We start from the raw sequence: 22657 nt of genomic DNA on the forward strand, positions 1-22657 counted from the left end.
GCAACTATTGCGGGTTTCGCCCGCATCGAGCTGAGTGAAACGCCATGATCTTGATCTTCCCGCGTTGCTGTCTTCTCCAGGATTTCTTCAGGGTGCGACTAGGACGGGAGACCGGGGTCGCCGCTGCCGAAGCGGGCGAGTGCCGCCCGCATCGCCTCGGCCGAGATTACAGAGCCCTCTCCGCCTTCGCTCACCAGATCGAAGAGAGCGTGTAGGACTTCCTCATCGTCGGGAATTGGAACGTCCAGATTCCGACCAAAACTTAATCGCATGCGCTTGCCTGGCTCGACCTGCCGAACGAGGATTTGCATTTCGTGTCGGAGCGGCATCAAAGTGCTGTGGGTGAAACCAGACACTTCAGCCTCGTCGCCGATCAGCGGGCGAAGTCGATGCGACCGGGTCGGGTGGTTCTCAAACCAGGCCGCATCGTCTGATTTCCAAGCCGTAGTTTGCGTGAAGAGCTTGGCCTTACCCGCAGGAAAGCCGGCCCTGCGTGCAACTTCCGCTCCTTCGGCCTGACGGTCAGCAAAGATGTTGTGAATTGCTGCGACCGCCTTTTCTACATCAGTCGGCGCCGATCCCGAGCGCCCGTCGCCCGTTGGGAAGTGCCGTACCAAATCATCCATGCGTGCATCCATATACAGCCCGCTAAGAATGACGGTGGCGATTTTAGCCTTGCAGCATTCGCCGGTGAGCACGCTTGCCCCCGTCTTGGTCGTGCCACCGAAGGTGCGCGAATTGTGCTCGAGTGGCGCTTTGCACATTGAACAGCGCTCACCATCCTTTTGCATAATCTGGCGGATTTCGCGTTCGACCCGGCGACGTGCTGCAGGTTTCATGACTGTCTCCCGGGGGGCGCTAGCTAGAACGCCGTCACATGACGTAGCGTCCGACCAGTGGTGTCTTCGTTGTCCGCATATTCTACAGTGATCGAGGAGGGCGTGCCCCCGATCATGGTCGCGCTGACGCCGTAGACGCGAATTCGAGGCTCATATTCTGCCAACAAGGCGGTTGCTTCTTCTGCGACGTCATCGCCCTGCAGGCCGGTTCGAGCGCTCCCGTCCTGGTTCAAATAGGTGGCACCATAGTCCCGACGCATTATCCGCGTCCCCTTAGGCGTGGAGAGGATGTCATCAATCGACTGCGGGATATGCTTGTCCCGCTCTAGGGGCTTGCCAGTAAAGCGATCCATTCCGACCAAGTTGAGTCTCCGCTTGCGTTTGCGCCGCCGCAGGCATGGCACGGTAAAGCACGTTGAAGGAATAATTGCTCTCAATTATCTGTGGATGGCTCGGGTTGTGCGACTTAGCCGAATTGCGTTGAGAGAGCTGGACCTATGACGTCGCCAAGATGTAGCCGCTCCTACAATAGCTGTCGAACTTCCCGATTGCGCGGGGACTTGGTTGGGCTTCACGGAAATTGGCTTCATGGGCGCAATCTGCTTTGGAAAGCGTTTCGCGCCTGCGGTTCGACCGCGCTCTATTCCGCTGCGCTCCACCGAGCCCCTGCGGGTCTCGGCCGCTGACGCGGTGACGATCGACTAACGCGAGCCGGCGAGGGCCGGCAAGCTGAACGCGGTTCAGCAGAGCGCGCACTGGCGGACTCCTGCGGAGCCACCAGGGTTCGCAGCGTCTTTGCTTTTCCGCGTGGCACACTCGATCCGGCCGGAGGGCACGGCGGCGGCTGGCCCACGGTTGCGCGCGCACGCCGCCGCGCCGGCCGTCCGGATTCGAGAGTGCGTGTTTGCTGGCGCCTCTGGCGCCGGACGCTTCGCTGAGGATCTGCGGACGGCGCGAATGCGCCGGCGTTGCCTGCCGGCCGCGGCCAAGGGGGGTGGGCGTCGCTGCCCTCTAGTCCCGCCGCAGCGGGCTGCAACCTGGGCTTCGCCCAGGTCCTCCTCTTCGTTCCGGTCCTTCGGATGCTGCCCGCCGCTCAAGCGGGACTGCCGGTTCGCTCCTGCCGCCCACCCCCCTTTTCCGGGGCCGGTGCGGTGATCGAAGAGGAGCAGAAAGATGGAACTCAAGCATATCGATATCGCCAAACTCAGCATCTCGCCCGTGAACATGCGCGGCGTGAAGAAGACTCCGGATCTCACCAATATCCTCCCGTCCGTGCGCGCGCGGGGCGTGCTGGTGCCGCTGATCGTGCGGGCCAATGGCAGCCCCGACAGCTACGAGATCGTGGCGGGCAAGCGGCGCTATCATGCGGCGCTGGCAGTGGCCGGGGAGGGCGGGGGCATCGACGAACTGCCCTGCGCGATCATGGAAGCCGGGGACGACGCGGCGGCGCTGGAAGCCTCTCTTATCGAGAATATCTCCCGGCTGGACCCGGACGAGGTGACGCGCTGGGAGACCTTCACCCGGCTGGTCCGCGAAGGGCGGAGCCCCGAGGATATCGCCATCACCTTCGGGCTGACCGAGGTGCAGGTGAAGCGCTCGCTCGCTCTGGGCAATCTGCTTCCGCGCATCCGCTCGCTCTACCGCGACGAGAAGATCGATGCCGTCACGGTGCGGCATCTGACTCTCGCGTCCAAGGCGCGGCAGCGCGAATGGCTGGCACTGGTGGACGATCCGGAAGCGCGGGCGCCCGTCGGGCAGGCGCTCAAGGCGTGGCTGTTCGGCGGGGCGTCGATCTCGACCAAGGTCGCGCTGTTCGATGTGGCCGGGTTCGAGGGTGAAATCGTCGCCGACCTGTTCGGCGAGGACAGCTATTTCGGCAGTGCCGAGCAGTTCTGGGCCGCCCAGAACGCCGCCATCGAGGAGCGCGCCGAGGCCTATCGGTCGGCGGGCTGGAGCGAGGTCGTGAGGCTTGAGCCGGGCCAGTTCTTCCGTGGCTACGAGCATGAGAAGCGCGCCAAGCGGAAGGGCGGCAAGGTCTATATCGCCATCGGCTCGCGCGGCGATGTCGCCTTTCATGAGGGCTATATCAGCCTCAAGGATGCCCGGAAGCTCGCCAAAGGCGCGGCCACGGATGATGTCGCCGAGAAGACGAACCGGCCAGAGATTACCGCTGCGGGCAATGACTATGTCGATCTGCACCGGCATGCGGCGGTGCGTGCGAAGCTGGCGGAGGCGCCCGGCGTCGCGCTGCGGGTGGCGGTCGCGCACATGATCGCGGGCTCGCCGCTCTGGTCGGTGAAGGTTGAGCAGCAGCGTTCGGCGAACGCGGTAATCGAGAGCGTCGAGCTTTCCGTGTCCGAGACGGCGTTCGATGCCAGGCGGCGCGAGATGCTGGCGCTGCTCGGCTTCGATGCCGACACGCCCACTATCACCGGCGGGGAGGGGGAACTGGCCTCGTTGTTCGTCCGGCTGCTTGCCTTCGATGACGCGCAGGTTCTGTCCATCCTCGCCATCGTCATGGGCGAGACGCTGTGGGCACGCAGCGGGATCGTGGACCTGCTGGGTGTGCATCTGGCGGTGGATATGGCCTCGGTCTGGCGGGCTGACGATGCCTTGCTCGATCTGATCCGGGACCGCGACGTGCTGCTTGCGATGGTTGGAGAACTGGCGGGCGAGCAGGTGGCCGAGGCGCACGCGAAGGAGCCCGGCAAGGTGCTCAAAGCCATCATCCGCGACTGTCTCTGCGGCGAGAACGGGCGGGCCAAGGTCGAGGGCTGGGTACCGCGCTGGCTGAGGTTCCCGGCGTCCGCATGCACCCCGCGCGGTGGTGTCGGGGCCGCTGATCGCTCGGCTTCGGCTGCATCTCTGATTGCTCCGGAGCCGGAGATCGTGACCCCGGAAGTCGAGCCGGTCCGCAAGGCCGCGTGACCTTCCTGTCCATGCCAGCGCTGCTGTTCGGCGGCGCTGGCTCCCTGAGTAGGATCCGAACCTATGGAACAGGAGCTTCCCGTCGCCGAATTGCTTCGGCGCATCCAGAGCGCGCTCGACACGATGGCCCCGCTGCCCCGCGCGGTGTTCGATGCCGCCCGCTACCGCGACCTCGAATACCCTCAGATCGCCGCCGAGCTTGGCATTTCCATCGCCGAAGTCGAGCGCAATCTGAGCCTTGCGCTGATCCATATCGATCACTGCGTCATGGCGGACGGCGGGCCTTGAGCCCGCCGTTTGTGCATGTCGCTTGGGTTTGCGCGCACCGAAACGCCGGTTAGGAGTGTCTTCCATGAAGACCGAAATCGATCATCTGCCGGAGCAACAGCAGCACGAGCTGATGCGCGTGCGCGAGATCCTGCTCGAGGAGTTCAGCAAGGCGATCGCCAACGCATCGCAGCCCTGGAAGAAGAACGGCAAGGTCCTGAAGATCATCCTGTTCGGCAGCTATGCGCGCGACGATTGGGTCGATGAGCCGGAGAACGGATACCAGTCCGACTTCGATCTGCTGATCGTGGTCAGCCACGAAGACCTCACCGATATCGCCGACTACTGGTACGTCGCCGAGGACCGGATCGCCCGCGATCCGGCCATCGCGCGGCCGGTCAATATCATCGTGCATTCGCTGAACGAGGTGAACACCGCACTCAAGCGGGGTGAGTATTTCTGGACCGACATCGCTCGCGATGGCGTCGCGATCTACGAGCTTCCATGCCATCCGCTCGGTACGCCGATGCCGCTCAGTTCAGCCGATGCGTACCGGATGGCGCGGGAATATTTCGACGAGTGGAATGAAAGCGCTGCCGATTTCGAACAGAGCGCCAGCGATGCAATCGAGCGCGGTAAGAGCAAGCTAGCGGCTTTCCTGCTCCATCAGACGACCGAGCGGCTCTACATCTGCTTCCTGCTGGTGCGGACGCTCTACTTCCCGCGCTCGCACAATATCAAATTCCTGCGCTCGCTGGCAGAGGACAAGGAGCCGCGTCTGATCGAGGCTTGGCCCCGTGAAACGAGGGCTGATCGTTCGCGCTTCGAGCGCCTCAAGCGCGCTTATGTCGAGGCGCGCTATTCCGCCAGCTACGCGATCACCGCCGAGGATTTGCAGGCTCTGGCCGCTGCCATCACGCAGCTTCGCAGCATCGTTACGATGCTCTGCGAAGAGCGCCTGACTGAGCTGAAGGCTCAAGCCAGCGAGTAGAGCGCGGCCGCCCGAGCGGCCCTTCTGACGTCAATCTCCGCACTTCTTCGCGATATTCGATCCCGCTGCGGCTTTCTGGAACGAGGCTCCGACCTTCCTGGAAACCTCATCCAGAGTGGCCGTCAGGCGGTTGATCTGCGACGTCTGCGACGCAAGTTCAGGCCCGTATCTCGTCACAAGATATTCCCGGTTTCGGTGCAGGGATTTCAGATGCTCGGTGGTCTTCTGGCGAAGCTTCAGGCCCGCCGCTGCGGCCAGTTCGGTACGCGCGCCAAGGTCGTGCTGGCGCTTTCGTATCTGGGCAGGATCGTGCCCATGAGCCAGCAGGTGGGCATTGAAGTACAACTCAATGGCCTGAATCGCTGACAGTCGAAACGGGGCACGCGTGAGTGGCTTACGTCGTTGCCCTGCTGCGAGGAGCAGGAGCGCGGCATCACGATACGCGTCGGCTAACTCATGAAACTGCGCCGGTGTCGCGAGTATGCCGGGATAGTCTTGGAGCTTCGCGGGCATGCGCAAAAGCTAGTGAAAGAAAGTGAAACGGGCGGTTAAGCGCGGAAGCATCAGATAGTCGGCGGCGTGCCTTGGTACCGACCGCCTCACGCCTTGGGTAGCCACTGAGCCCGGTAGTGCGCTTCCTTATCAAACTTCTGCCTACGCTGCCGAAGCGCAATTTCTTCCAAGGCAACGAACTCGGAATTGGCAATTTTGACTAGATCTGGGCCATCTTCGGGATGCGCCTCAAAGCCGCTGTCATCTACGAACTCATATCGCCTCGCGAATACCGCATGCAGATGATGCTCACACATTTTGAGCGAGAGGTGGGTCGCCTCGGGTATCGAAGCTGCCCAAAGTAACCTCCAGGGTCGGTAGATTTCTGTCCAATTCGGTGCCTTTTTCCAAGCCGACCTGGGCGCCGAACTGCCGTGGCTACCGGCTCTGGATGACAGATTTTTTGTCTCGCCGAGCCGATAAAGGCTGAGATCGGCTTGGCTCTGCAAAAGGTACAGTCCAGCGGTTTTAATGTTCTTTATGGCTGAAAGCTGGGCTTGCTCGACTAGGATGACGGTGCTCATCCGCCCATGATGCAGGCTCCCTTTTTGCAGGCAAGCCCAGGCGAGCTGCCGGTGAACATGCGCGATCGAAGCCCTGAGAGGTAAGGCAAGGTAAAACGGATGCCTCCATGAGGCCCCGCAAGTGGCGTCTGCACGTCGTTTTCGGTGGAGGCATAGCTTGAGCGATGCCTCCACTTGCTTGGCGGAAGGGCCGGAGAGCCAGCATTTCTGCGGCTTTCCGGAGATCGCATTTGGAGGCCCTTGAAGGCTCCCCTGCGCGCTCCCTCATCATGCGCTTTCACGATGAGGATGCGGCATGGCTGAGGACGATTTCATGCTCTGGCTTGGCCATATCGGCAAGGAGCGACCCTTCGCGCATCGGGTGCGCAAAGCGGTCAACCTGGCCGGCGGAACAGCTCGTGCGAATGGCAGCGGGAAGCCGCGGTTCCTCGGCAGCCGCGCGCGCGGCGCCGGCGTTGGCCGCGTGCTGGGGATGTCCGACCGTTTCCCAAGCGGTCACTCGCGCCGGGTGATTGTGAAGGCACGATATGTGAAGCTTGCGGGCAAGGGCGCGAAGGCGGCCGTCGCACACCTGCGCTACCTGCAACGCGACGGCACCACGCGTGAAGGCGAGCGCGGAACGCTCTACGGGCCGGAGAGCGATGTTGCCGATGGCAAGGCGTTCCTGGAGCGAGGGCAGGGGGATCGTCACCAGTTCCGGTTCATCGTCGCACCTGAGGACGGTGCGCAATATGACGACCTCAAGCCGCTGATCCGTCGATGGATGGCGCAGATCGAGGAGGATCTGGGGACCGGCCTCGACTGGGTCGCGGTCGATCACTTCAACACCGGGCATCCGCATAGCCATGTGCTGGTGCGGGGCAAGGATGATCGCGGCAAGGACCTGATCATTGCCCGCGAATACATCACCCGCGGTCTCGCCGAGCGCGCGGCTGAGCTGGTCAATCTCGACCTTGGGCCGCGCACCGATCGCGAGATACGCGTCGCTCGTGAGCGCGAGATCACGCAGGAGCGGTTCACCGGCATCGACCGCCGGCTGCTGCTGGCGCGTGACGGCGATGGTCTGGTCTCGGCCTGGCACCACGAAGGCGTCGAGCAGAGCCTCCGCGCTGCGCGTCTCGGCACGCTCGCCCGCATGGGCCTGGCAAAGGAAGAAGGCAAAGGCCGCTACCGCCTGGAGGAAGGGCTTGAGGACACGCTGCGCGCCATGGGCAAGCGCGGCGACATCATCGCCACCATGCACGGCACGATGGTTCAACATGCACCCGAGGTGCCGCCGCAGGACTATGCAATCTACGACCCGGGCGAAGGCAAGGCTCTGGTCGGGCGGGTGATCAAGGTCGGCCTGTCCGACGAGCATGAGGATCGCCGCTACATGATCGTCGCTGCGACCGATGGGCGCAGCCACTATGTCGATCTCGGCAGGCAGTCATTCGCGGAGATGGTCGATCATCCCGAGATCGTGCGGGTGAAGCCAGTCGTGCCGGCGGTGCGCGAGGCCGATCGAACCGTTGCCGAGGTCGCCGCTGCCAATGGTGGCATCTACAGCGTGGACGCGCATCTCCAGCACGATCCCGGTGCGACGTCTGCCTTCGCCGAAACGCATGTTCGCCGGCTCGAGGCGATCCGGCGCGGCGGTGGTGGCGTCGAACGTCATCCCGACGGCAGTTGGAAGATCACACCTGACCATCTTGACCGTGTGCTGCTCTATGCGCGCAACGCGGCGGCTGCTCGGCCCGTCGAGCTCGAAGCTTTGGCCGATCGGTCGCTTGACGTGCTCGCGCACCATCATGGGATGACGTGGCTCGATGAGCAGAACATTGCCCAGGAACCCGAGAAGCTTGAGCGGGGGTTCGGGGCCGAGGTTCGGAATGCGCTGGCCGCCCGTCGGCAATGGCTCATCGAACAAGGGCTCGCATGGCGGGAAGGAGACGCGGTGCACTTCCAGCCAGGCTTGCTGAGCGAACTGCGTCAACGGGAGTTGCGACAGGTCGCGGGCCAGCTCTCGCGTGAGCTTGGGCTCGAGTTCGTTGAGCATAAAGGTGGGCGCGTTGAGGGCGTCTACAGCCGGGCTGTGCAGGTCGGGGCGGCCAGATATGCCGTGATCGAGAAGTCGAAGGAGTTCACGCTCGTGCCCTGGCGCCCGGCTCTGGAGAAACAGGTCGGGCGGCTGGTATCCGGTATCGATCGCGGCGGCTCGATCAGTTGGACCTTTGGGCGGAGCCGAGCGGGGCCATCGGTCGAGTAGCTTTGCGGCGATATCGTAGCGGCGCGTAGATCCGGGCAGTCGGCGTGACGGCCGAGAAGGCGCATTCTCTCGCCATGCAGACCAGCAAGATCCGCCATCAGTTCTATCTGCCGGAGGCGCTCTCGGCGAAGCTCGACGCGGTGGCGGAGCAACCCGGCTCGTCGAAGACGGCCATCCTCACCGATGCGCTGAATGCCTGGTTCGACCGCCGGGCCGGACATGAGCTGGACCAGCGCTTCGGGGCGCGGCTCGATCGGCAGAGCCGGACCGCCGATCGCCTTGAGCAGAAGCTCGATTATTTGACCGAAGCGCTCGGGCTCTTCGTCCGGATCCAGCTCACCCTGACCGCCCACCAGCCAGCCTTCGATGCCGAGACCAATCGCCTAGGCCGCCTGCGCTACGACGAGTTCGTCCAAATGGTGGGGCGGATGCTCGCGCGCGATGCGGGTGGGGCGGAGGTTGCTCAGGTCAATCCCCAGAAATGGGGAGCGGGTAAAGAAGGAATATGCGATGCGTCATGATCCGCGACCGCAAGTCGACAACCTCGCTCCCATCACGCTCAGGATCGATTGAAAGGCTGTGCTTTTGCGGCCGCTTTTCAACGCCTCGGACCTGAAGCTGCCAATCTGCTGGCGGCCCAGGAGGGGAGGTCCATCACAAAATCGCACTGAGCGATCCTTGTTACCAAGGGGGCAGGTTATCTTTCCATCGAGAAGATCGGCTAGCTTGGTATGGGAGCTTGCGCGGTGGGGGAGGCGCTCTACAGTTCGCGCATGTATCTTAGCGAATTCGACCTCGAGAATCTTGGCGCAATCCGCGAAGTCGAGCTTCGGCTCGACCGCCATTTCAATGTGTTCGCGGGCATCAACGGTGCCGGCAAATCGACTTTGCTCGGAGCGATAGCGACGATGCTCGGGCGGTACAGCGCTGCGGTGCGGACCGGCAGACCGGCGGGGACCTTCGATCGTGAGCGAATCCGGAAAGGTATGCGCAGCGCCCGCTGCGTCGCGACCATCGTACCTGATGGACGACGACCTGTTGACGGCGTCACCTGGTCTCTCGGCGTCTCGCGACCAGGGCGCAAGGTAAAACCCTTGACCAATTCCAGCGCGTTGATCGAATTCGCCGCAGAGATTGGCGAGGAGATTGAGGAAAATCCTGACAAGGCTTCACTGCCGCTCGTCGTCCTCTACTCGGTCAACCGCGCGGTGCTCGACGTTCCGCTGCGTATTCGCTCGAAGGTGCCGCACAGCCAGTATGCGGCCCTTGAAGATGCGCTGTTGCAGGGATCGCGAAGCTTCAGAACCTTTTTCAGCTGGTTCCGCGACCGCGAGGACGTCGAGAACGAGACACGCTCCGAGGGGTCAACCAGACGCGATCCGCAGTTGACCGCAGTGCGCAAGGCAATTCATGGCATGATGCCGGGATTCGAAAACCTTCGGGTGCGTCGTCAACCCCTCCGGATGCTTGTGACTAAGAACGGGCAGGATCTGCGGGTTGACGAATTGTCGGATGGTGAGAAATGTCTGCTCGCTATGGTCGGTGACCTCGCACGCCGCCTCGCTTTAGCCAATCCAGGGAAGCGAAACGCCCTTCTGGGCGAAGCGATCGTCCTTATCGACGAACTCGAACTGCATCTCCATCCGGCCTGGCAGCGTAACGCCGTAGTGCAGTTGCGTAAGACTTTCCCGAATTGCCAGTTCATCGTGACCACACACTCGGCCCAAGTGCTGAGCGAGGTGGAGCCGGAAGCCACATTTCTACTCAAGGACGGTCGCGCCGTTCAGCCCAATCGGTCGTACGGTCTGGACAGCAATCTCATCCTGCAAAGCCTCATGGGCGCGACCGCGCGCCCTGAATGGGCGGAGGAGAAGCTCGACGAACTCTACGAACTTATCGATGAGGAGGACTATCGGGCCGCGCGCGGGAAATTCGAGGATCTGGAGCAGCGGCTCGGCGCGGAAGACCCGGGTCTCGTGGTCGCCCGTTCGGTCCTGAGCGCATTGTAAGCGATACGCATGCGGCGAATCCGCAAGTCTGTGGAACCCGGCCCGCTTCGCAGCTGGCGCGAGGCGCTGCGACCGCGCGGGTCAATTCCTCCCTGGGATGACTTTCCCGACCCGCCGAGGTTGACAGTGCGCACGCGGCTGGCCGCCGACCAAGGGCAGATCTGCTGCTACTGTGCAGGCACGGTTGCGCGAGGGAATTTCCACATTGAGCATTTCCGTCCACGGGAAACATATCCGCGCCAGACCTATCGCTGGGCCAATCTACTTGCGTCGTGCCAAGCATCTGGAAGACCGCCCCGCGCGACGGATGTCATCGAGACCCAGCAGCATTGTGGTGCAGCTAAGGACAACTGGTTCGAGGATGGAGTCACCGTTAGCCCGCTCGAAGCCAATGTCGAGGGCCTGTTTCGCTACACGCTGGCCGGCAAAGTCTTTCCAAGCAAGTCGCTTCGCGGTCGGTATGATTCTGTGGACCAGACCATAAATAGGCTGAACTTGAATGCGCCGCTGCTCGTGGCCCGACGGGCGGCGATGTTGCAAAAGGCGAATGCGGACGCGTCCACACTCTCTCGCGCGGCCTGGACAGCTCACTATCTCGATCCAAAGGCCGGTGGGCAGTTGCACGAGTTCTGGCCTGCGCTCCGATATAATTACGACAAGTTCTGGTCCGAACGGCTCGCCTAGACGGTCATTCGACACATTCACCACCCCGTCCGGGAGCAAGCGGCAGCTTGTGTCAAACCTAGCGTACAGCTTGGCTCGGGCAGGTTGGGATTGGCGATATCCAGCGCCCGATTATCAATCGATCGCACGATGGCTGAAGTAGGAGGCTTCCTTAAGGTCGGGCTTTTCCCAGCGATACCGCTGCGCTCGGAGCTCAACGGCTTCCTCCGCCAGCCCTCGGGCCCGAGCCAAGTGTGCCCGCGCGGCTAATCAAGGCCGCACCCAGGGAGCCCGCTGAGGTGCCGCAGTGTGCGTTATTATGATCTGCGCCGGAGCCCGTCACTTTCTACCAAGCAACCCATCCAGAAACGACCTTGGGCGATTGCCATCAGATGCGTCGGTGTTCGCGGCATTGCCTAGAACCGCTGCCGCTGCTGCTTCGCCGATTACGTCGGTTAGTGCCGATTCAAACTCGCGCGTGACGTCATCGAAGCCGGTTCGTGCATGCACGATCTCATGCAAAAGCGTTCCGGCAAAGTCGGACATCGATCCGAGCTGGTCTCTTCGAATTACGATCGAGCTGGTGCTACCGTCCCATAGACCGAGCGCATCGCTACCGGTGGTGAAATCGACGCGCATCCGATTGCTGACCCGAACTGCCTTCACCCGTTCAGGCATCCCGCCCCAGAGCGCGGCGATTTCGGGTGCCCGTGAGAACACGTTGCGTTCCGCCACGGAGAGGTCAGCTTCCGCCACAAAGTCGAACTGGAAGCTGTCATTCCATTCCGCCTGATAATGCCCCAAGTCGCGGATTGGCGCGCCGGACAAGTCTGTCATGCCCGAGACCTCATACTGAATGATGTCAGGGATGGTGATGATCCGCAGGCCGTCAGCACGGGCATGATCGATCGCGGAGGCGTTGTGGATCAACTGCTCCGCGCTGACGAATAGATAGTCGCCGCGACCACTCAGAATGCGCACGGCGTGGACGGCGACCTCCTTCCAACGGACCTCATCGCTGCCGGCGCCGGACTGGAGTGCCACCAACTGATCGGCCAGCTCCACCGCGATCTCACCACCGCTGGCGTTGAGAAGCATCTGCTTCACACGCTCGGTGTACGCTGTACGACCGACATTGGTGCGCTCGCGGTTTAGTGCCTTACGCATCGGCTCCGTAAGCGCAGTGATGTTGTAGGAGAAAGCAAATGCTTCCTCTTCCGCCACCAGAAGACCCGCGACATATATCCGTGCCGACTGCCCCGGCTTGCGGCGCAAAATCTGGCCAACGCGAGTCTCCTCAAGCATCTCCTCCTCGGAGAAGCGCAGAAAGAAGCCTTTCGCCTTTGCCATCTGATCATCGTCCAAGCGGCGAAGCCTGACCAGCGTACCCAGCATAGAGGGATCCGAAGGAGTTTGAACCGCAGCGTGAAGCGTTACGACGTCCGCGAACCCATGCTTCGCGACCTGGGCCAATGAGATCACGCCGTGAGCGGACTCAATCTCGACCTCGACGCCGTTACGATGCAACGTTGCCATTGCGTCCTTCAAGCCAACCCCGAACTTCCCGATCACCTTTCCCGCGTTGCGTAGCTTCTCCTCATTTTCGTTCTGAGTGAAATGCTCGTATCTGAGACCGCGTCCATAGTCGCCGATGATCCAGGCGCCCGCATCGTCCTTGAATACCTCGATGTCCCGAGTGCCGGTCAGCTGCTGCTCATCGATCGCATTGGCAATCAGCTCGCGGACCGCATGAGCGCTCTCCCAAGCTTCCAAAATCTTCTCGATATTGAGGTCGAATAGCCGGGTTTCGGTCATGATGGTCCCCTCCCACCGGAGATGAAGGCAGATATTCGTAAGGCGTACCAGTGGCAGAATTAGCCACTTCGGGCTTTCTTGTAGATCTCCATATGCGCAGCACCCTAGCTATCCAGCAATGGACCGCGCTAAGAACATCGTCGCGGCGCGCTGAGGATGCGCCGCATGGGGGACGATGTCGGCTATTATTACAAACATGCGGTCGATGCAGGGAATGGGCATATTCGCTGACCGCAATGCGCGATCAGCGCCGCTACAGTTTCGTCGATACAATCTGATCTACGGGTTCAACGGCTCAGGAAAAAGCACACTTTCCCGTATCTTCACCAGTCTCGAAGCAGGCGCTGTGGCACCCGAGCTACGAGAAGGCTGCTCGTTCGAGGTCACGCTCGACGACGGTGCCTACTTCGGCTGCCCTGCTAAACCGTCCGGGCTTGAGCGGCGCATTCTCGTGTTCAATTGCGACTATATCGAACGCAATCTTCAATGGGCCACCGGACGCGCACGCGCGGTCTTCTATATTGGCGCGGACCAGGCTGAGGCGGCGACGCGTTTGGAGGCTGTCGAGAAGGACGCCGCGAAGCAGGTCGCGGCGAAGACTTTGGCCGAGACCGTCGAGCGAGCAGCCGAGAAGGCCTTCGCCACCTTCAAGCGCGAACGGGCCAAGCTGACGGCCTCCCGTCTCCACCTGGGAAGTCGAAAGTACGAAGCCCCGGCCTTCTCGAAGGACTATGAGGCCTGGCACAATGAAGGCGCCAGCGCGCTCTCGGAGGAGGAACTCAAGGCGGCGGAAGATATCAGGCGCCTGGACGAACCGCAGCCACGCATAGCGAAGATCGATTTTGACGCTGCCACCATCGACAAAGCCTATCAGTTCATCGTCGAGATTTGCGGGCAATCGCTTACCACGGTCGCGCTTGAGGAGGCGAAGCGCTTTCCGGAGATGCTCCTTTGGTTGAAACATGGCCAAGAGTTCCACGCGGCCCATTCTCTGGAATCCTGCCTGTTCTGCGGCAACGCCCTGTCAGCGGAAAGGCGCGCCACTTTGGCCTCGGCTTTCGACGATCAAGTCGATCAGTTTGTGTCGCGCATCGCGCGAACCGTTGAACGTCTCCAGGCCATGATTGGCGCGGTAGAGAGAGCCGCCAGCGAGCTGCCGACATCTGACGATCTCGCTTCCGATCTTCGTGTGGAATTCAAAGCGAAGCGAGAGGCGATCGTCGCGGCGGTACGAATGGTGCGGGGCCATCTTCACACCTTGGAGGTCGTCCTCTCATTCAAACAAGAGCGTCCCGCTGCACCCGCAGACCTGTCGCAACTGGCGACCCAGGCCGAGGTCGCATCAGCAGCGATGCTGCTGGCCGAAGCGATTGCCGCGACAAACGAAATCTTCGCCAGGCACAACGATACGGCGGATAATTTCGCCAAGCGCAAGGAGGCCGCAGAGGTCGCCATTCGGAAGCACTTCGTCGCGGAATGTGGCGTCGAGTTCACCACCTTGGCCGGTGAAGTCGAGACGGCTGCGACCACGCTCGTCAACGCAACGGCCGAACTCGAGCGCCTATCGGATGAGGCAAGAGGTCTCCGTCAGCAAATCCGTAAACATGGGCCTGCGGCAGGCGTCATCAATAAGCTGATCGCTTCCTATCTCGGCCATGGCGAGATCACGATCGAACCGGCGGAAGAGGGTTATGTCTTGCTGCGCCACGGCAAGCCCATTTGTGGGATTCCAAGCGAAGGCGAGAAGACGGCTATCGCCATCGCTTATTTCCTCTCATCGATCGAGGCGGAAGGACGCCAGCTCAAGGACATGATTGTCGTTGTCGACGATCCGGTCTCCAGTCTCGATACCAAAGCCTTGAACTACGCATGCACGCTTGTGCGAAGCCGGCTGGAAGGTGTGAGCCAGCTTTTTATCCTTACCCACAATTTGCAAGCGTTGAACGAATTCCGGAAGAGTTGGAAGGCGCGAGCCCGGCCTCCCGGTGACAAGGAGCCGACCGCAACTTTCCTGTTCATCGACGTTGCGATACCGGAGGGCCAGGCGCGTCGCTCTTCGACCATCGTAGAGATGTCCCGGCTTCTGCGAGAATATGATTCCGAATATCACTTTCTCTTCAGCCACGTGCTGAAATTCACCGCTGACCCGAATGGCTACTACGACCATGGCTATATGATGCCGAATGTCCTCCGGCGCGTGCTCGATGTATTCCTCGCTTTCAAATGCCCGGGCATGGGCCTGTCCGAACAGGTGAAGAAGCTATGCGCGGACTATCCGGCGTTGGATCAGGTGAAGCTTGTCGCCCTAGAGCGACTCGCGCAGGTGGAGTCCCATTCCGACAACTTGGACGACCTCCTCACCTTCTCTTCTATGACACTCGAGGAGACCCGCGCCGCGGCCAGCGCTCTCCTCGAGATGATGGAGGAGGTCGATAGTCATCATCTCGCCGGTCTGAGGCGCCTGTGCCGATAGACTTCACTTCAATCGCGCCCCGCCACGATCTCGGCGATCACCGAGATCGTTGGTGAGCGATCCAAAGCTCCACCACTATGTTCCGCAATTCCACCTGCGCCGGTTCGCCGATGAGCAGGGGCGACTTTGGGTTTGGGACAAGCAGAGCGACCGCATCTTCCGGACCTTGCCGGGCGGGATCGCCGCCGAAAAGCAATTCTACCGGCTGACCCAGTACGAAGCGGACGGCCACGACCCGCTCACCATGGAAAGGCAGCTATCGGAGATGGAGGGCGAGGTCTCTCTCATCACCGGCCAATGGCTCGAATGGCTGTCCCAGATGGAGCCGCCCGAGAAAGTGCTGATTCCCCGCATCAATCGTTGGATCGTCGCCCGCTATCTTGCCGTCCAACTGCTGCGCACGCTCGACACGCGTGAGTTTCTGTCGGCGATCGCCGAAATCGAGAGAGGCGTACCGGTCGATGCCGGAGAGGCGCGCGAACTGCACACCGAGCTGATCTGGGACATGGATGTCGTAGAGCGGTTCGCGAAGCGATTCAGGGGCTCGATCTGGATCTTCGCGCGCAACGACAGCGCGACGCCATTCGTGACCTCCGACAATCCCGTATCATTTCGCAGCTCCGACAACCGGCAATGGATGCGCTCGATCGTGCTGCCGCCGAGCGCCTACCTAGTTTTCGCGATCTCGCCTCGCGTGATGCTTTATTGCTATCCGCGCGTGGGTGCGGCCCGCAAGCTCGGCAAGTTCGCCGATTGCCTGTCGCCGGTGACGCTCGACGACGAGATGGTCGAGAGTGAAAATAGCGGCCAGGTGTTCATGGCATCGCGCTTCCTGTTCTCGAACCGGCCCGACTTCGGTGCCGAACGTGCCTTCGCCTCGACTATCGGCACAGGTGTCTAGGCTATGTCCGCTTTCGGGAAGCGCCGTATCCGCGCTGAGTGACCGAGATTGGGGTGCGAATCAGACTTTCGCTAGCGCTCCACCGACAGGAGGCAATGCCGCGTGTGCGGAACAATCCGTGAAAATCCGCCGATTTCCAGCTACGGTTTTGCAGTAAATATGCAGTAAGTTGCACGACCGTGCAGCCATAGGGCAGCTAAGTGCCTGAAAACGCTGGTGACCCCTACGAGAATCGAACTCGTGTTTTCGCCGTGAGAGGGCGACGTCCTGACCGCTAGACGAAGGGGCCGTTAGCGCTGCGGAAGCGGGCAATTACGGGTAGGTGGCTAAGCCGTCAAGCACCAAAGCGGAATAATATTTCGCCTTGGCTTTTCGGTGGCAGGCCCGGCCGGGCACCGGCTGCGAGTAGCAGGCGGAGGGAGGTATTTCCTTGGTATCCGCTATTGCCGCCGAGCGCCTCGGTGCTGCCGGCGGACTAGCCGGTGACAGGCAGGCGCAGCGTGCCGTCCGGCTCGTACGCGACCTGGCTATAGGCCGTCACGACATCAAGCGGCAGCGGCGCGTAGAGGTGCGGGAACAACTGGCCGCCGCGCGACGGCTCCCACTGCACCGCGTCGCCCATAGCTTCGAGATCGACCGCGGCGAGCCACAGGCCGGTCTGGCCGGCGAAATGCTTGTCCAGCGTCTCCTCGACCTGCGCGGCGGTGGAGAGGTGGATATAGCCGTCAGCCAAGTCGATCGGCGCACCCTCGAACACACCCTCCTGCTCCAGGACGTGCATCTGCTCGGCGGTGAGGATCTTATAGGCGGTGTTGTCGGGCATGGCGCGTCTCCTGGTGCTTCCGGCTCCCCGGCGAAAGACGGGGCCCAGGGTTGCTTTGCGATATCCTGCTTGTCCCTGCGTCCCCGGCTTTCGCCGGGGACCAGCTGTCTTACTGCCCATCCTCCGGACCACGGGCGAGATCCTCGCTCGTGGTGCCGTCCGGCGTGGCTTCGCCGATGGTCGGGCCGTCACCCAGCTCCGCCTCGGCATCGCCTTCGCTTTCTTCGATCCGCGCGGCGGAAACGACATGCTCGTTGTCCGCCACGTTGAACAGGCGCACGCCCGCCGATCCGCGGCCGATCACGCGCAGGTCGCCCAGCGACATGCGGATCATCTTGGCCTGGTCGGTGACCAGCATCAGCTGGTGCCCCTTGCTCGCCGGGAAGCTCGCCACCACCGGGCCGTTACGGCCGATATTGTCGATGTTGGTGATGCCCTGGCCGCCACGGCCGGTACGCCGATACTCATAGGCCGAGCTCAGCTTGCCATAGCCATTGGCGCAGACGGTGAGGATGAACTGCTCGCGGTCCTTGAGCTCGTCGAAGCGCTCGGGCGCCAGATCGGGCTGGCCTTCCTTCTCGGCTTTCCACGGCGCGAAGCGGAGATAGGTCTCGCGCTCCTCGCTGGTGGTGCCGACGCGGTGGAGGATCGACAGCGAAATGACCTCGTCGCCCTCGGCCAGCTTCATGCCGCGCACGCCGGTGGAGTTGCGGCTCTGGAATTCGCGGACGTCATCGGCGGCGAAGCGGATCGCCCGGCCCTGGCGGGTGGCGAGCAGCACGTCGTCGCCTTCCTCCAGCAGCGCCACGCCGATCAGGCGATCGTCAGCGTCCTCGCCTTCGAACTTCATCGCGATCTTGCCGTTCGAGGGCACGTTGTTGAACGCGTCCATCGCATTGCGGCGTGCCGAGCCCTTGGCGGTGGCGAACATCACATGGAGGTTCGCCCACTCGCTCTCGTCCTCGGGAAGCGGGAGCACGGTGGAGATGGTCTCGCCCGCCGCCAGCGGCAGGATGTTGATCATCGGCCGTCCGCGGGTGGCCGGGCCGCCCTCGGGCAGCTTCCAGACCTTCATGCGATAGACCTTGCCGAGGGTCGAGAAGAACAGCACCGGGGTGTGCGTCGAAGTGACGAACAGCTCGGTGACGGCATCCTCGTCCTTGGTCGCCATGCCGGCGCGACCCTTGCCGCCACGGTTCTGCGCACGGAAGCTGTCGAGGCTGGTGCGCTTGATATAGCCCTGCACGGTCACGGTGACGACCATGTCCTCGCGCTCGATCAGGTCCTCGTCCTCGATGCCGTCGGCGGCGGGGGCGATCTCGGTGCGGCGCGGGGTGGCATAAAGGGCGCGGACCGTGGTCAGCTCCTCGACCATCACTTCATAGAGCTTGGCGCGGTTGCCGAGGATCTCGAGCAGCTCGGCGATCGAGTCGGCCAGTTCCTTTAGCTCGTCGCCGATCTCGTCACGGCCGAGCGCGGTCAGGCGATGCAGGCGCAGATCGAGGATCGCGCGGACCTGAGCGTCCGACAGGCGATAGATGTCGCCGGTGACTTCGGTTTCGACTGCCTCGACCAGCTTGATGTACTGGGCGATCTCCGCGATCGGCCATTCGCGTGCGAGCAGCTTGTCGCGTGCGTCCGCCGGGCTCGACGAACCGCGGATGATCTTAACCACCTCATCGAGGTTGGTGACCGCGATCACCAGGCCGAGCAAGATGTGCGCGCGCTCGCGGGCCTTGGCCAGCTCGAACTTCGAGCGGCGGGTGATGACCTCCTCGCGGAACTTGACGAAGGCCTCGATGATGTCCTGCAGGTTGAGCAGTTCCGGGCGGCCGCCGCGGATCGCGAGCATATTGGCCGGGAAGCTCGACTGGGCAGGGGTGTTCCGCCAGACTTGGTTGAGGACGACCTCGGGGGTCGCATCGCGCTTGAGGTCGATGACGATGCGGACGCCTTCGCGCGACGATTCGTCGCGGATGTCGCTCACGCCTTCGATGCGCTTGTCCTTGGCGGCCTCGGCGATCTTCTCGACCAGTGCGTTCTTGCCCTGCTGGTACGGGATCTCGGTGAGCACGATCGAGCGGCGATCGCCGCGCTGCTCGAACTCGTGGCGCGAACGGACCATGATCGAGCCGCGGCCGGTCGAATAGGCGTTGCGGCAGCCCGTGCGGCCGAGGATCAGCGCGCCGGTCGGGAAGTCCGGACCGGGGACGATTTCCATCAGCTCCTCGAGCGTCAGCACCTCGCGCTGGCCGAGCATCGCCTTGATGTGCTCGAGGCAGGCGTCGATCACTTCGCCGAGATTGTGTGGCGGGATATTGGTCGCCATGCCGACCGCGATGCCGCCGGCACCGTTGACCAGCAGATTGGGGAAGCGCGCGGGGAGGACCGCCGGCTCGCTCTCCGACCCGTCATAGTTCGGGACGAAGTCGACCGTGTCCTTCTCGATATCGTCGAGCAGCGCCGAGGCGACCTTGGCAAGGCGCGCCTCCGTGTAACGCATCGCGGCGGGCGGATCGGGATCCATCGAGCCGAAATTGCCCTGGCCGTCGATCAGCGGCACCCGCATCGCCCAGTCCTGGGCCATGCGCGCCATTGCGTCATAGATCGAGCTGTCGCCGTGCGGGTGGTACTTACCCATCACGTCACCGACCAGGCGGGCCGACTTGCGATAGGCGCGGCCGGCGACATAGCCGCCTTCCTGCGCGGCGTAGAGGATGCGGCGGTGGACGGGCTTCAGGCCATCGCGAACGTCGGGGAGCGCGCGCGCCACGATCACGCTCATCGCGTAATCGAGGTAGCTCGTCTTCATTTCATCGACGATCGAGATCGGCGTGATGTCGGAGGGGTCTTCGGCGAGGATGGTCTCGTCGGTCAAAGTGTTCACCGCTTTCGGGTTCTTGAGTGTGACCTACGGCTCTAGCGGTGCCGATGCATCCTGCCAACCCCGCCCGCGCGCGTGCGCGTACGCGTGAGAAACCGGTGGATAACTTCATTGGGCGGGGGATTGACTCTAAATCTACCTAGGTAGATTTATTGCGTATGGTCCGAAATCGAGCGCTTTCACCCGCTGCCCGCAACGTCCTCGCCATCCTGCTCGATGCCGGGGCGGACTGGTCGCATGGCTATTCGCTGGGGCGGGCCGCCGGGATCAAATCGGGCACGCTCTATCCGCTGCTGATCCGGCTGGAGGAGAAAGGACATCTGGAGGCGCAATGGCAGCCGCCGAGCGAGCCCGGGCGCCCGGCGCGTCATGCCTATCGCTTGACTGCGGAAGGGCGGGCCTTCGCTATCGAACTGCTGCGCGATGGCGCGCCCGGTCTGGCGGAGAACCGGGCATGATCCGGCCGCTGGCGACCGCATTGGCCGATCTCGCCGCGGCGCTGCTCCCGGCGCGGCTGAGCCACTGGGGCGAGGCGATGCGCCGGGAAACGGCGGAGATTGAGCAGTCGGGCGAAGCGTTGCGCTTTGCCCTTGGTTGCCTCTGGGGCGCTGCTGGCGAAGCGTTGCGAGTTCACATGGGAGAGGGGCGGATGACGGCGAGGCGATTGATAGGGCTCTGCGCGATTGGCGCGACCGGACTTGGCATCGGCTATATGATGATCGGCGGGGCGCCGCTTGGGTATCCGCTCCGCAATCTGACGGCGCTGGCGATCGGTTTCCTGGCGGTCGGGATCGTCACCCATCTGCCGCAGACTCGCTGGCTGGGCACCGGCCCCGTGGTGCTCGCGCTCGGGCTGGTGCTCCTTGCGACCACTCTGGTCGGCGTTTCCCATGACGGGGCGACACGCTGGGTATCGATCGGAGGGCTGGGCATCCAGCCGAGCCTGATTCTCGTCCCGGTGCTGGTGATCGGCTTTGCGCGCGTACGGGATCGACTGTCCGGCCTCGGCGTAGTGGCCGCGACACTCGCGCTGGCCCTGCAGCCCGACCGTGCCATGGCCGGGGCGCTGGCGGCCGGACTGGCCGCGCTGGCGTTGGTCCGGCCCGAGCGAAATGTCCTTGTGGCATTGTCCGTGGTCATGATCGGCTTTGTCGCCGCGATGCTGCAGCCCGACGTCCAGCCGGCGATGCCCTATGTCGATCAGATCCTTTTCACGGCATTCTACCTCCATCCGCTTGCCGGCATGATGGTGCTCGCGGGATCGGCGCTTCTGCTGGTGCCGGCGCTCGCGGGGTGGCGGCGTGATCCCGGCTTAGCGGCATTTGGCGGAGTATGGCTGGCAATCATCCTGGCGGCGGCCATGGGCAATTATCCGACGCCGCTCGTCGGCTATGGCGGCAGTGCCATTGTCGGCTACCTGCTGTGCCTTGCCGGCCTGTCCGGAGTTCTGGGTGCCGCCGATCCGGTAGCGCGCAAGGCCAGGCGCGGTATGGGACGGGAGGTGTTGCGCACCAACGTCGCATGAGAGAGGCCGGTGGCGGGGCGGGAGGAGGTGCACCCCGCCACCGGGTCCGGGACCGCGCGTACTACCGGTACGCTACGCGGAAGCGCGGTCCTTAATGGGTTGTGCCGGTGTGCGGCAGGCGGATGACATACTGGCCGCTGGCCTCGATGCCGGTGGTGTCGTCCTCGACATCGCTGCCGACCAGCTTGCCGAGATTGGCGAGCGCGCCGACCATGCCGAAACCTGCCGAGAAAGGGCGACCGCGCGCATCACGGCGCGGCTTGGGGCGAGCGTTGCGCGCTTCGCGGCGGCGGGGTGGGGGCGCCATGCGGGCCATCCGCTCGGCGACCGAGGCGGCGTCGCCGGTCCGGCCGAATTCGCGCCACACCACCTGGAAGCCCTCGGGTACTTCGCTCCACTCGCCACCGTCCGGGCGGATCAGGTCGCAGCCGCAATGGTGGCAGGTTGCGAAATCGAGGCCCTGGTTGTGGTGATGGGTCGTGCCGGCGGTGTGGCCCATCATGTTGCAGCGGATACTCATCTCAATGCACTCCCTTGGACTTGGTGCCGCGCGTCCGCAGCCGGAACTCGGCCAGGGCGCGGAAATGCTCGTCGTCACTTTCGAGCGCGAGCGCGGGGTTCCAGATTTCGAAGCTGTCTCCGGCGCCGACGAACAACGCCAGATCGTCGATGCGGCCGAGATGGCGCATCGCCGCGGGGATGCGAAGGCCCTTGCCTTCGCGCTTCATCCGCTCGGAAAGGCCGAAAGTGCCGCGCATGCGGTGATAGTGGCTGCGGGCTTCCTCGCCCCGGGCTTCCTCCGCCAGCCGGCGGCGCTCGGCGCGCTCGGCAAGGGTGGCGAGATGCTCGCGGCCATAGCCGACCAGGCAGCTGTCGCCCTGATGCTTGGCGACGATGATCTCGGGGCTGGTTTCGGGGGTGAGGGCGGCTTCGAGAAAGGCCGGGATGGCGACGTTTCCGTCCGCATCGACCTCGCAAAGTTCGCTACCATGGTAAAGAGCGTTCATGGGTTTCGACTCGTCAGAAAACAGGGTTTTCATGCTGGTAAGTCACTGAAACCTCATCGGGTTTCTTTGCTTGCCTTATAGTTGCCATAATAACGCCCAATTCTGATCCGCCGATGAACCGTTCTGTTCCATCGACGAAATGTTTACTGCCATTAACTATGTTCTGAACCAGCCCGGCGCGGGCTTCCATTCAGGAGAGCACCCGTCC

At 62.9% G+C, this 22657-nt stretch carries 20 protein-coding genes and 1 tRNA gene; 11 read left to right on the forward strand and 10 right to left on the reverse strand.

Annotated elements, in window-relative coordinates:
- Positions 1-98: 98 nt before the first annotated feature.
- Positions 99-839 carry a hypothetical protein gene (locus O3305_RS03415; protein ID WP_269575154.1) on the reverse strand — a complete coding sequence of 247 codons (741 nt, stop codon included), beginning with the start codon at positions 837-839 and terminating at the stop codon, positions 99-101.
- 23 nt (positions 840-862) lie between these two features.
- The gene (locus O3305_RS03420; RefSeq protein WP_269575155.1) at positions 863-1192 is read right to left on the reverse strand and encodes a GPW/gp25 family protein; all 330 of its coding nucleotides are present in this window, start codon (positions 1190-1192) and stop codon (positions 863-865) included.
- A gap of 820 nt (positions 1193-2012) precedes the next feature.
- Here O3305_RS03420 and O3305_RS03425 point away from each other — a divergent pair.
- The 3 genes from O3305_RS03425 (at position 2013) to O3305_RS03435 (ending at position 5025) form a co-directional block, all read left to right on the forward strand.
- A complete protein-coding gene (locus O3305_RS03425) occupies positions 2013-3767 on the forward strand; it encodes a ParB/RepB/Spo0J family partition protein (RefSeq protein WP_269575156.1) in 1755 nt (584 codons plus the stop codon).
- 63 nt (positions 3768-3830) lie between these two features.
- Positions 3831-4055 carry a sigma factor-like helix-turn-helix DNA-binding protein gene (locus tag O3305_RS03430; protein WP_269575157.1) on the forward strand — a complete coding sequence of 75 codons (225 nt, stop codon included), beginning with the start codon at positions 3831-3833 and terminating at the stop codon, positions 4053-4055.
- Between the two features lie 64 nt (positions 4056-4119).
- Positions 4120-5025, forward strand: coding sequence for a HEPN domain-containing protein (locus O3305_RS03435; protein WP_269575158.1), 906 nt, complete (start codon positions 4120-4122; stop codon positions 5023-5025).
- A 30-nt stretch (positions 5026-5055) separates the two neighbouring features.
- Here the strand turns inward: O3305_RS03435 and O3305_RS03440 are convergent, their stop codons facing one another.
- Entirely contained in the window at positions 5056-5538 is a 483-nt protein-coding gene (locus tag O3305_RS03440) for a HEPN domain-containing protein (protein ID WP_269575159.1), read from the reverse strand.
- A gap of 86 nt (positions 5539-5624) precedes the next feature.
- Positions 5625-6101 carry a hypothetical protein gene (locus tag O3305_RS03445; protein WP_269575160.1) on the reverse strand — a complete coding sequence of 159 codons (477 nt, stop codon included), beginning with the start codon at positions 6099-6101 and terminating at the stop codon, positions 5625-5627.
- 295 nt (positions 6102-6396) lie between these two features.
- Here O3305_RS03445 and rlxS point away from each other — a divergent pair, with 295 nt between their 5' ends.
- From rlxS to O3305_RS03465, 4 genes are all read left to right on the forward strand, one after another.
- Positions 6397-8349 carry a relaxase/mobilization nuclease RlxS gene (gene rlxS, locus O3305_RS03450; protein WP_269575161.1) on the forward strand — a complete coding sequence of 651 codons (1953 nt, stop codon included), beginning with the start codon at positions 6397-6399 and terminating at the stop codon, positions 8347-8349.
- 74 nt (positions 8350-8423) lie between these two features.
- Positions 8424-8870, forward strand: a complete 447-nt coding sequence (locus tag O3305_RS03455; RefSeq protein ID WP_269575162.1) for a CopG family transcriptional regulator — start codon at positions 8424-8426, stop codon at positions 8868-8870.
- 225 nt (positions 8871-9095) lie between these two features.
- A complete protein-coding gene (locus tag O3305_RS03460) occupies positions 9096-10358 on the forward strand; it encodes an AAA family ATPase (RefSeq protein WP_269575163.1) in 1263 nt (420 codons plus the stop codon).
- A gap of 9 nt (positions 10359-10367) precedes the next feature.
- A complete protein-coding gene (locus O3305_RS03465; RefSeq protein ID WP_269575164.1) occupies positions 10368-11042 on the forward strand; it encodes a retron system putative HNH endonuclease in 675 nt (224 codons plus the stop codon).
- Positions 11043-11360: 318 nt separating this feature from the next.
- Here O3305_RS03465 and O3305_RS03470 read toward each other — a convergent pair whose 3' ends face one another.
- Positions 11361-12836, reverse strand: a complete 1476-nt coding sequence (locus O3305_RS03470) for an ATP-binding protein (protein WP_269575165.1) — start codon at positions 12834-12836, stop codon at positions 11361-11363.
- A 196-nt stretch (positions 12837-13032) separates the two neighbouring features.
- On the opposite strand from O3305_RS03470, the gene O3305_RS03475 reads away from it, so the two are divergent.
- Entirely contained in the window at positions 13033-15309 is a 2277-nt protein-coding gene (locus tag O3305_RS03475) for an AAA family ATPase (RefSeq protein WP_269575166.1), read from the forward strand.
- A 52-nt stretch (positions 15310-15361) separates the two neighbouring features.
- Positions 15362-16210 (forward strand): DUF4238 domain-containing protein, encoded by an 849-nt coding sequence (locus O3305_RS03480; protein ID WP_269575167.1) that lies wholly within the window; start codon positions 15362-15364, stop codon positions 16208-16210.
- 214 nt (positions 16211-16424) lie between these two features.
- Here O3305_RS03480 and O3305_RS03485 read toward each other — a convergent pair.
- The 3 genes from O3305_RS03485 to gyrA all read right to left on the reverse strand — a co-directional run bounded on the left by O3305_RS03485 (position 16425) and on the right by gyrA (position 19911).
- Positions 16425-16499, reverse strand: a tRNA-Glu gene (locus tag O3305_RS03485).
- Between the two features lie 186 nt (positions 16500-16685).
- The gene (locus O3305_RS03490; RefSeq protein WP_269575168.1) at positions 16686-17033 is read right to left on the reverse strand and encodes a DUF952 domain-containing protein; all 348 of its coding nucleotides are present in this window, start codon (positions 17031-17033) and stop codon (positions 16686-16688) included.
- Between the two features lie 109 nt (positions 17034-17142).
- On the reverse strand, positions 17143-19911 hold the full coding sequence (gene gyrA / locus O3305_RS03495) for a DNA gyrase subunit A (RefSeq protein ID WP_269576441.1): 2769 nt from the start codon (positions 19909-19911) through the stop codon (positions 17143-17145).
- 164 nt (positions 19912-20075) lie between these two features.
- Here gyrA and O3305_RS03500 point away from each other — a divergent pair, with 164 nt between their 5' ends.
- Together O3305_RS03500 and O3305_RS03505 are read left to right on the forward strand one after the other, a co-directional pair.
- Positions 20076-20375 carry a PadR family transcriptional regulator gene (locus O3305_RS03500; RefSeq protein ID WP_269575169.1) on the forward strand — a complete coding sequence of 100 codons (300 nt, stop codon included), beginning with the start codon at positions 20076-20078 and terminating at the stop codon, positions 20373-20375.
- Positions 20372-21442, forward strand: a complete 1071-nt coding sequence (locus tag O3305_RS03505) for an FtsW/RodA/SpoVE family cell cycle protein (protein WP_269575170.1) — start codon at positions 20372-20374, stop codon at positions 21440-21442. The genes O3305_RS03500 and O3305_RS03505 overlap by 4 nt, the downstream gene beginning before the upstream one ends.
- A 91-nt stretch (positions 21443-21533) precedes the next feature.
- On the opposite strand, the gene O3305_RS03510 is transcribed toward O3305_RS03505, so the two are convergent.
- Positions 21534-21962 carry a hypothetical protein gene (locus O3305_RS03510; protein WP_269575171.1) on the reverse strand — a complete coding sequence of 143 codons (429 nt, stop codon included), beginning with the start codon at positions 21960-21962 and terminating at the stop codon, positions 21534-21536.
- A gap of 1 nt (position 21963) precedes the next feature.
- Entirely contained in the window at positions 21964-22449 is a 486-nt protein-coding gene (locus O3305_RS03515) for a hypothetical protein (RefSeq protein WP_269575172.1), read from the reverse strand.
- Positions 22450-22657: the final 208 nt, after the last annotated feature.

Origin of the sequence: Sphingomonas sp. NIBR02145, from assembly GCF_027359115.1 — a bacterium.
Lineage (GTDB): Bacteria > Pseudomonadota > Alphaproteobacteria > Sphingomonadales > Sphingomonadaceae > Sphingomonas > Sphingomonas kyeonggiensis_A.